This window comes from Gallibacterium faecale, assembly GCF_027920745.1.
GTDB lineage: Bacteria > Pseudomonadota > Gammaproteobacteria > Enterobacterales > Pasteurellaceae > Gallibacterium > Gallibacterium faecale.
Map to the genome: position 1 here is coordinate 21012 of NZ_JAQIBB010000054.1, position 10057 is coordinate 31068.

At 36.5% G+C, this 10057-nt stretch carries 8 protein-coding genes; 7 read left to right on the forward strand and 1 reads right to left on the reverse strand.

The annotated features are described in order from the left end of the window. The first annotated feature begins 3 nt into the window (after nt 1-3). The gene (gene thrC / locus PF272_RS05450) at nt 4-1284 is read left to right on the forward strand and encodes a threonine synthase (RefSeq protein WP_271141939.1); all 1281 of its coding nucleotides are present in this window, start codon (nt 4-6) and stop codon (nt 1282-1284) included. 19 nt (nt 1285-1303) lie between these two features. Then, complete coding sequence (locus tag PF272_RS05455) at nt 1304-1708, forward strand: DUF805 domain-containing protein (RefSeq protein WP_271141940.1); 405 nt, start codon at nt 1304-1306, stop codon at nt 1706-1708. Between the two features lie 113 nt (nt 1709-1821). On the opposite strand, the gene PF272_RS05460 is transcribed toward PF272_RS05455, so the two are convergent. Further along, nucleotides 1822-2607 (reverse strand): factor H binding protein domain-containing protein, encoded by a 786-nt coding sequence (locus tag PF272_RS05460; protein WP_271141941.1) that lies wholly within the window; start codon nt 2605-2607, stop codon nt 1822-1824. Between the two features lie 291 nt (nt 2608-2898). Here PF272_RS05460 and acnB point away from each other — a divergent pair, with 291 nt between their 5' ends. The 5 genes from acnB (at nt 2899) to PF272_RS05485 (ending at nt 10014) form a co-directional block, all read left to right on the forward strand. Then, the gene (gene acnB / locus PF272_RS05465) at nt 2899-5505 is read left to right on the forward strand and encodes a bifunctional aconitate hydratase 2/2-methylisocitrate dehydratase (protein ID WP_065237219.1); all 2607 of its coding nucleotides are present in this window, start codon (nt 2899-2901) and stop codon (nt 5503-5505) included. Nucleotides 5506-5647: 142 nt separating this feature from the next. Continuing rightward, on the forward strand, nt 5648-6571 hold the full coding sequence (gene rfaD, locus PF272_RS05470; RefSeq protein ID WP_065235247.1) for an ADP-glyceromanno-heptose 6-epimerase: 924 nt from the start codon (nt 5648-5650) through the stop codon (nt 6569-6571). 11 nt (nt 6572-6582) lie between these two features. Then, nucleotides 6583-7620 (forward strand): lipopolysaccharide heptosyltransferase II, encoded by a 1038-nt coding sequence (gene waaF / locus PF272_RS05475; RefSeq protein ID WP_271141942.1) that lies wholly within the window; start codon nt 6583-6585, stop codon nt 7618-7620. A gap of 99 nt (nt 7621-7719) precedes the next feature. Beyond that, complete coding sequence (locus PF272_RS05480; RefSeq protein ID WP_271141943.1) at nt 7720-8823, forward strand: metallophosphoesterase; 1104 nt, start codon at nt 7720-7722, stop codon at nt 8821-8823. A gap of 3 nt (nt 8824-8826) precedes the next feature. Further along, a complete protein-coding gene (locus tag PF272_RS05485) occupies nt 8827-10014 on the forward strand; it encodes a BaiN/RdsA family NAD(P)/FAD-dependent oxidoreductase (protein WP_271141944.1) in 1188 nt (395 codons plus the stop codon). Nucleotides 10015-10057: the final 43 nt, after the last annotated feature.

The following is a 10057-nucleotide window of genomic DNA, read 5'->3' on the forward strand; positions in this document are numbered from 1 at the left end:
ACAATGAATTTATACAACATTAAACATCCTGAAGAGCAAGTCAATTTTGCTCAAGCTGTTCGTCAAGGTTTAGGCAAAGATCAAGGTTTATTCTTTCCAGAAAAATTACCTTATTTTGAAAATGTCGATGAATTACTCGCGCTACCTTTAGTTGAGCGTAGCCAACGCATTTTATCAGCGATTATTGGTGATGAAATTCCCGCTGATCAGTTAGCAAAATTGATTGAAAATGCGTTTACCTTTCCAGCGCCAGTTGCGAAAGTGGAAGAGAATGTTTATGCATTAGAGCTTTTTCACGGTCCAACGCTCGCTTTTAAAGACTTTGGTGGACGTTTTATGGCGCAAGCGTTAGCGGCTGTGCGTAAAGATGGCAAAATTACCATTTTAACGGCAACGTCAGGTGATACTGGAGCAGCCGTTGCTCATGCTTTTTATGGCTTAGAAAACATTGATGTCGTGATTCTTTATCCAAAAGGTAAAATTAGTGTATTGCAAGAAAAACTCTTTTGTACATTAGGGGGCAATATTCGTACCATTGCTATTGAGGGGGATTTCGATGCGTGCCAAGCTTTAGTAAAACAAGCTTTTGATGATCAAGAATTGCGAGAAGCCATTGGTTTAAATTCTGCAAATTCTATTAATATCAGCCGTTTATTAGCACAAATTTGTTATTATTTTGAAGCGGCAGCACAGCTTCCAGTTGAGAAAAGAAACAATTTGGTTGTATCGGTACCAAGTGGTAATTTTGGAAATCTAACGGCAGGATTAATTGCGAAAGCGATCGGTTTACCAATTAAACGTTTTATTGCTTCGACTAATGCAAATGATACAGTGCCTCGTTATTTACGTTCTCATCAATGGGATCCTCATGCAACCGTTGCAACATTATCAAATGCAATGGATGTGAGCCGTCCAAATAACTGGCCTCGTGTTGAGGAATTATTCCGTCGTCAACAATGGTCTTTAGCAGAGTTACATTCTGATAGTGTGACTGATGCAGAAACAGAAGAAACCTTAAAAGCGATGAATGCTAAAGGTTATGTTTGTGAACCACATGGTGCGGTTGCTTATCGTGTACTGAAAAATGATTTGGTTGAGGGTGAAACAGGTTTATTCCTTTGCACTGCACATCCAGCCAAATTTAAAGAGAGTGTAGAACGTATTTTAGGTATTGAAGTGCCATTACCAGAAGCGTTAGCTAAACATAATGCCTTACCATTATTATCAATTACAATGCCAGCTGATTTTGCTGAATTAAGAAAATTCTTATTGGCAGTAAAATAATCATAATAGAGGATTAAGTATGAATTGGTATCTTTTGACAATTAAAAAATATGCCGTATTTCAAGGGCGTGCACGTCGAAAAGAATTTTGGATGTTTGCTCTATTTAATATTCTATTTTCAATTATTTTGGGAATTATTGATGTTTTAATCGGCACTTATAATTGGCAAAGTGATACTGGCTTATTAAGCAGTATTTATAGTTTATTTGTTATATTACCTAATTTGGCAGTAACGACACGTCGCTTACACGATATAAATCGTTCTGGTTGGTGGCAGCTATTGTATTTGATCCCAATTATTGGTTGGCTGGTGTTATTATACTTCTTTGTATCTAAAGGAAATATAGGCACGAATCGTTTTGGTGAAGATCCAAAACAGAATGATCTAAATACGTCCGATCAAACAACAAAGTTAGTGGTATAACTCAGTTTAGTTGTAACTAATTAATTGATAAATTATTTCCCTTTTTACCCAATCAATTTTGAGTAAAAAGGGTTAATTTTTATAGCAATAGGCAGTTATTTATAAATGATAGATTATTGTTTTGTTCCTCCAAAAGCGACACCTAATTTTTCATCTCCTTTTTCTAGAGTTGCAATACCCACTACTTCATTAGCATTTTTACCTGCAAATGATCCTGTATAATCTCCAACAAAACCGATATTTGTTGTGGCATTACCACTAAAAGCAATGAAAGTATCAGATGAATCTTCAACTTGGGTCGCAGTCGTTATTTCTGTATTATTCAACATAATATTCTGAGCATTACTATGGATTTCACCACTAATATTTTTATTTGTGAAATCAGCTTCTAATTTCACAGTACCATTAGTAGTAATATCGTGATTTTGATCTACTAAAAGGGCTGTACCTGTATAAGTAGCTTTACCTGACAATGTATTTAAAACTTCCCCTTTGGTTGAGTTGACAGCAGTATCTAAACGAGCAAAATCTTTTTCTCTATTATTACTAACCATTACACTATAAGCAGAATCATTTAAATTTACTGCATAAACATTATAGCTGGCTTCATTTGTTGTAAAATTGGATTGTCTATAACCTGAACCATTAAGCACTAAAATTTTATCAAGTTCATCATCTATTTTGTCTATTTCAGTGTCATTAGTAGGAGAAACCTGTTCTCTGTTTTCTAAATATTGTTCATCGAAATGTGTAGCTAGAGATAAAGTGCTAGGATGTTGTTGCACTTGTGAGTTAGTTGTATTTGATATCTTATTATTTTCTGAACTTCCAGAAGAGCTGCAAGCAGTTAAACCAACAGAAGTCAACAAGATGGTTAATAATGATAACTTATTAGTCATTTTTAGTTTCCTTATAAAGTTATTGATAAATAATGGTTATTATCATCTAAGATAATTTATTTAGGGGGGGGAGCAAGTCTTATTTTTAGTGAAAGATAATAAATAGGAGATATAGAACAAAGAGAAAAGTAAAATTTTAGAAGTAGATCAAATATCCAACAATCTCTATTTGCCTCCCTTTGACATTCCCAGCCCATAGATCTATATTAACAAATGGTTAACATTAAGCATTATTACTGATGCAAATTGACTTCATACTCTAGCTACATACTAATAATTTAAGGATTTAATATGGCTAATTTCTTAGGTGATTACCAAAAACACGTTGAACAAAGACAAGCAGAAGGCGTATTCCCACTACCACTTGATGCAGAACAAACTGCACAACTCATTGAACTCCTCAAAGCTCCGGCACAAGAAGATCCAAAATACCTCTTAACCTTGTTTGAAACTCGTATTCCAGCAGGGGTGGATGAAGCAGCTTACGTTAAGGCTTCGTTCTTATCTGCTTTAGTGGCGGGCGATGTAAGTTCACCATTAATTAGTCAAGAACGTGCAGTTGAATTATTAGGGACAATGCAAGGTGGTTATAACATTGAACCATTAGTGAAAGCACTTGATAATGAAAAACTTGCACCTTTAGCAGTTAAAGCGTTATCTCATACATTATTAATGTTCGATAGTTTCCATGATGTAGCGGAAAGAGCAAATGCTGGCAATCAATTTGCTAAACAAGTCCTACAATCTTGGGCAGAAGCTGAATGGTTTTTATCTCGTCCAAAGTTAGCAGATAAAATTACTGTCACCGTATTTAAAGTGACAGGTGAAACAAATACAGATGATCTTTCTCCAGCACAAGATGCTTGGTCACGTCCAGATATTCCTTTACATGCAAAAGCAATGCTAAAAAATAGTCGTGATGGTATTACACCAGACAAAGAAGGGGAAGTTGGACCAATTAGTCAAATTAATCAACTTAAAGAAAAAGGTTTCCCTCTTGCTTATGTTGGGGATGTGGTAGGAACAGGTTCATCACGTAAATCAGCTACAAATTCCGTGTTATGGCATATGGGAGATGATATTCCATTTATTCCAAATAAACGTGCTGGTGGTGTGGTATTAGGTGGCAAAATTGCGCCAATTTTCTTTAACACATTAGAAGATGCTGGTGCATTACCAATTGAAGTTGATGTAACAGCATTAAATATGGGGGATGTAATTGATATTTACCCATATGAAGGAAAAATTTGTCGTCATGATAGTGATGAAGTATTGGCAACCTTTAGCTTAAAAACTAAAGTATTACTGGATGAAGTGCGTGCAGGTGGTCGTATTCCATTAATTATCGGTCGTGGCTTAACTCATAAAGCAAGACAAGCATTGGGCTTAGGTGAAAGCGATGTATTTGTGAAACCACAAGCTGTCGCAGCAAGTAATAAAGGCTTTACCTTAGCACAAAAACTAGTCGGTCGCGCTTGTGGTGTTGAGGGTATTCGTCCAGGACAATATTGCGAACCGCGTATGACATCAGTTGGTTCACAAGATACTACTGGCCCAATGACACGTGATGAATTAAAAGATTTGGCTTGTTTAGGTTTCTCTGCCGATTTAGTGATGCAATCTTTCTGTCATACAGCAGCATATCCAAAACCAGTCGATGTGACTACACACCATACGTTGCCTGACTTTATTATGAATCGTGGTGGGGTTTCATTACGTCCAGGTGATGGTATTATCCATTCTTGGTTAAACCGTATGTTATTACCAGATACTGTTGGAACTGGTGGTGACTCACATACTCGTTTCCCAATTGGTATCTCTTTCCCAGCAGGGTCTGGCTTAGTAGCGTTTGCTGCTGCGACTGGTGTAATGCCATTAGATATGCCTGAATCTGTATTGGTACGTTTTACTGGAACAATGCAGCCAGGTATTACGTTACGTGATTTAGTGCACGCTATTCCTTATTATGCGATTCAACAAGGCTTATTAACTGTTGAGAAGAAAGGTAAGAAAAATATCTTCTCAGGTCGAATCCTTGAAATTGAAGGGCTAGAAAATCTGAAAATTGAACAAGCATTTGAATTATCTGATGCATCAGCAGAGCGTTCAGCAGCAGCTTGTACAATTAAATTGAATAAAGAACCAATTATTGAATACCTCAATTCAAATATCACACTATTAAAATGGATGATTGCAGAGGGATATGGCGATGCTCGTACGTTAGAACGCCGTATTAAAAATATGGAAGCTTGGTTAGCAGATCCACAATTATTAGAAGCAGATCCAGATGCTGAATATGCGGCAGTGATTGAAATTAATATGGATGAAATTAAAGAGCCAATTCTTTGTGCACCGAATGATCCTGATGATGCTCGTAAATTATCAGAAGTACAAGGCGATAAGATTGATGAAGTATTTATCGGTTCATGTATGACAAATATTGGTCATTTCCGCGCTGCAGGTAAATTACTCAGTAAATTTGCAGATGTTATTCCAACTCGATTATGGATTGCACCACCAACTAAGATGGATGCAGCGTTATTAACTGAAGAAGGTTATTACAGTATCTTTGGTAAGAGTGGTGCAAGAACAGAAATGCCAGGATGTTCTCTCTGTATGGGTAACCAAGCACGCGTGGCACCTAAATCAACCGTTGTTTCAACTTCTACACGTAACTTCCCTAACCGTTTAGGTCAAGGCGCGAATGTGTACTTAGCTTCTGCTGAATTAGCGGCTGTTGCAGCATTATTAGGTAAGTTACCAACACCAGAAGAATATTTAAGTTATGCTGCTGATTTACAAAAGGATAAAGATGATACTTATCGTTATATGAATTTTGATCAAATCAATAGCTATGTGAAAAAAGCAGGAGAAGTCATTTTCCAAACCCAAGTTTAGTTTAGATTTTTTGTTGTACTTTTCTTGTTTATCTCAATAAAAGTTATCCCATCACTTAGCGTGGTGGGATTTTTTTGTTTTTCCATCAGGATAAATCTATTAAAATAACCAGCGATATGATTTAGATAATTAAGGAAGAAAAATGATTATTGTAACGGGTGGTGCAGGTTTTATCGGTAGTAATATTGTTAAAGCACTCAATGATTTAGGTCGAAAAGATATTTTAGTTGTAGATAACTTAACTGATGGTACTAAGTTTGCCAATTTAGCTGATTTAGATATTGCAGATTATTGTGATAAAGAAGATTTTATTGCATCTATTATTGCTGGTGATGATCTTGGGGATATTGAAGTCGTATTCCATGAAGGTGCTTGTTCAGCAACAACAGAATGGAATGGTAAATATATGATGCAAAACAACTATGAATATTCTAAAGAGTTATTGCATTACTGCTTAGATCGTCAAATTCCTTTCTTATATGCCTCTTCTGCGGCAACATATGGTGATCGTTTAGAATTTGTTGAAGAACGTCAATTTGAGCATCCATTAAATGTTTATGGCTATTCAAAATTCTTATTTGATCAATATGTACGTCAAATTTTACCTGAAGCAGAATCACCTGTGTGTGGCTTCCGTTATTTTAATGTTTATGGGCCACGTGAAAACCATAAAGGAAGTATGGCGAGTGTTGCTTTTCATTTAAATAATCAAATTTTAAAAGGTGAAAATCCAAAATTGTTTGAAGGCAGCGAACATTTCCGCCGTGATTTTGTGTATGTAGGTGATGTGGCAGCAGTAAATATTTGGTGCTGGCAACATGGTGTTTCAGGAATTTTTAATTGCGGTACAGGCAATGCAGAAAGCTTTGCTGAGGTTGCTAAAGCAGTAGTGAAATATCATGGCAAAGGTGAAGTAGAGACAATTCCATTCCCAGAACATCTAAAGAGTCGTTATCAAGAATATACACAAGCAGATTTAACTAAATTACGTGCCACTGGTTACGATAAACCGTTTAAGAAAGTTGCGGAAGGTGTGGCTGAATATATGGCATGGTTAAATAAATAATTGATATTAGGATGAAAATTTTAGTAGTTGGCCCTTCTTGGGTGGGTGATATGATGATGTCGCATAGCTTGTACCAAATGTTGAAGCAGCGATATCCAACATGTGAAATTGATGTTTTGGCACCAAACTGGTGCCGAGCATTGTTATCAAGAATGCCCGAAGTGAATCAAGCATTAGCGATGCCTATTGGACATGGTGAATTTAATCTTTCACAACGCTATCAGATTGGAAAGTCTTTACGAGGCCAATATGATTTAGCGATTGTATTACCAAATTCATTAAAATCAGCTTTGATCCCACTCTTTGCAAAAATTCCATTACGTCGAGGGTGGAAAGGAGAAAGCCGTTATCTATTGTTAAATGATCTCCGTAGTAATAAGCGTGATTACCCATTAATGGTGCAGCGATATATTGCATTAGCTTTTGAAAAAGATGAGGTGCCAGTCGCCAAAGATTTGCCATTACCTTATCCTTATTTACAGACTGAATCAGCACAAGTTACGGTAACATTACAGCAATTTTCACAACGTTTTTCATTTGATCCACAACGAACAATAATTGGATTTTGTCCTGGAGCAGAATTTGGACCTGCAAAAAGGTGGCCGCATTATCATTATGCAAATTTAGCGAAATTGTTAATTCAGCGAGGACATCAAATTTGTTTATTTGGTTCTGCAAAAGATCATGCAGTTGGTGAGGAAATTCGGGCAAGTTTATCTGAGGCTGAACAGCCTTACTGTATTAATATGGCTGGAGAAACCTCCTTACCGGAAGCTATCGATCTTATCTCTAGTTGTACAGCAGTGGTCAGTAATGATTCTGGATTAATGCATATTGCCGCAGCTTTACAGCGCCCATTAGTTGCTGTTTATGGTCCTACCAGCCCAGAATATACGCCGCCATTAGCGGAGAAAGTAAAAATTATTCGTTTAATCCGCGGTGGTTTAATTAAAGTGCGTAAAAGTAAGGATAGCCAAGAAGGTTATCATCAATCTTTAATTGATATTCAGCCTGAAATGGTACTGAATGCTTTAGACGAGCTACTTTAATTAGCTTTTATATAGATAATGGATCAAGATTGTGAAAAGCGATCTTATCCATTATTTTTTAGCCTAAAAAAGAGCAGAATTACGAGGAAATCAGGAAATATGGTATTTCGTTATATTATTTTTGTGTTTTTGCAAATATTGATCTTGATTGGAATCAAAGCGATTGATTGGTTCTTATTAAAGAAAATAACAAAGCCACAATATAAGCGTCCATTTGTATGGTTAAGTTATCTCGTGGTGAATGTATTTGTTCTATTATCTGTCTTTCATATTATTCCAAATGGATTTCGTTATTCTGCATTGTTATTAATTGGATTATGGTATATCACATTAGTCGCCATAGTTATGTTAGTGATTAACAAATTATGTCATTGGCGAGGAAAATCTTTACATACTTATCCAATTATTAGTCGAAGTGTGGCTATTATCTTACTGACAGGGTTAGTTGGATACAGTATGTATCAAGCATATGTCCCGCAAGTAGTCCATTATTCAGTAAAAATAGATAAACAGATGGCGCCGTTACGAATTGGTGTGGCGAGTGATCTTCATTTAGGTAGCTTATTTGGCGCAAAACAATTAGTAAAATTACAACAAATTTTTACTGATGAAAAAGTCGATATTGTGTTATTACCGGGCGATATTATGGATGATAACTTGGAGGCTTATTTTGCAGAGAAGATGCAACCTTATTTCGCTAAATTAAGTGCGCCATTAGGGGTATATGCAACATTAGGCAATCATGATTTTTTTCAACAACCGAATCAAATTGCTAATGAAATTAGACGTGAAGGTGTTTATTTATTAACAGATCAAGTCATTGTGGTGGCAGATAAACTGATTATTGCAGGTCGCAATGACGAATTAGATCACCATCGTCAGTCAACAGAGAAAATTTTAGCTGTACTTTCTCCAGAAATGAGGAAAAAGTTACCGATACTATTAATGGATCATCGTCCATTTTCGATTACAGAAAATAGTCAAGCTGGTGTAGATATTCAAGTTTCTGGCCATACGCATAACGGGCAGATCTTTCCAATTAACTTAATCTTAAAAGGGGTCTATCAGTTAAGTTATGGGTATCAACAATTTGCACAAATGCACACATTTGTCACGTCAGGATATGGTTTTTGGGGTGTTCCATTTCGTTTGGGACCACAATCTGAAGTAATGATTATTGATGTGTCATCTAAAGGGAAATAATCCATGCAATGTTATGATGTCGTGATTATCGGTGCCGGTGCAGCAGGATTATTTTGTGCTGCACAAATTGGTAAAAGTGGCAAATCAGTGATTGTGCTAGATAATGGGAAAAAAGCGGGACGTAAAATTTTAATGTCTGGTGGTGGTTATTGTAACTTTACTAATTTAGATGTCAGTGCAGCAAATTACCTCTCGCAAAACCCTCATTTTGTGAAATCTGCCTTAGCCCGTTATACCCAATGGGATTTTATTGGGTTAGTTGCTCAATATGGAATTGCTTATCATGAAAAAGAGTCTGGGCAATTATTTACAGATGAAGGAGCGGGGCAGATCGTCAATCTGTTATTACAAGAGTGTCGAGATGCACAGGTAACAATTCAATTATCAGTACACATTAATCGAGTTGATTCTTTAGCGTCTGGTTTTGTAGTTCAAGCTGAAAATGGAAAATGTTGGCAGGGTGAGAAACTAGTGGTTGCTACTGGAGGATTATCTATGCCTAAATTAGGCGCAACGCCATTTGGTTATCAAATTGCCGAACAATTCGGGTTAAATATCATTCCGCCAAGAGCATCTTTAGTGCCTTTTACCTATTTAGAACAGGATAAGGCCTTTGCAGAGCTGGCAGGTGTTTCCTTACCAGTGACAGCAAAATCTAAGAATGGTAAGAGTTTTAGTAATGCATTGCTATTTACCCATCGAGGGATTTCGGGACCAGCTATTTTACAAATTTCTAATTATTGGCAACCAAATGAAAGCATTGAAATTGATTTGCTGCTACAACTAAATATTTCAGAATATTTACTCGAATTACGCCATACATCGCCGAAAATACAGTTACGAACAGCATTACAACGGCTATTACCGAATAAATTAGTGGAAATTCTCTGGCAACGTTTGGCTTTGAAAGAAGTAGTATTAGCGGATCTGAGTAAAACAACACTCACTGTCTTGGAACAAGGGTTACATCACTGGCAATTTATGCCGAATGGAACGGAAGGTTATCGTACGGCTGAAGTGACATTAGGTGGTGTAGATACACAACATATTTCATCAAAAACTATGGAAGTGCAGCATATTAAAGGGTTGTATTTTATTGGTGAAGTATTAGATGTGACCGGATGGCTTGGTGGTTACAATTTTCAATGGGCTTGGAGTTCAGCCTATGCTTGTGCAAGTTCAATTACATAGGTATAGAAAATGGCTATCATATATGATAGCCATAAGATATTTT

Coding starts and splice junctions, on each gene's coding strand:
- thrC (WP_271141939.1), top strand. CDS start 4: ATGAATTTATACAACATTAAACATCCTGAAGAGCAAGTCAATTTTGCT.
- PF272_RS05455 (WP_271141940.1), top strand. CDS start 1,304: ATGAATTGGTATCTTTTGACAATTAAAAAATATGCCGTATTTCAAGGG.
- PF272_RS05460 (WP_271141941.1), bottom strand. CDS start 2,607: ATGACTAATAAGTTATCATTATTAACCATCTTGTTGACTTCTGTTGGT.
- acnB (WP_065237219.1), top strand. CDS start 2,899: ATGGCTAATTTCTTAGGTGATTACCAAAAACACGTTGAACAAAGACAA.
- rfaD (WP_065235247.1), top strand. CDS start 5,648: ATGATTATTGTAACGGGTGGTGCAGGTTTTATCGGTAGTAATATTGTT.
- waaF (WP_271141942.1), top strand. CDS start 6,583: ATGAAAATTTTAGTAGTTGGCCCTTCTTGGGTGGGTGATATGATGATG.
- PF272_RS05480 (WP_271141943.1), top strand. CDS start 7,720: ATGGTATTTCGTTATATTATTTTTGTGTTTTTGCAAATATTGATCTTG.
- PF272_RS05485 (WP_271141944.1), top strand. CDS start 8,827: ATGCAATGTTATGATGTCGTGATTATCGGTGCCGGTGCAGCAGGATTA.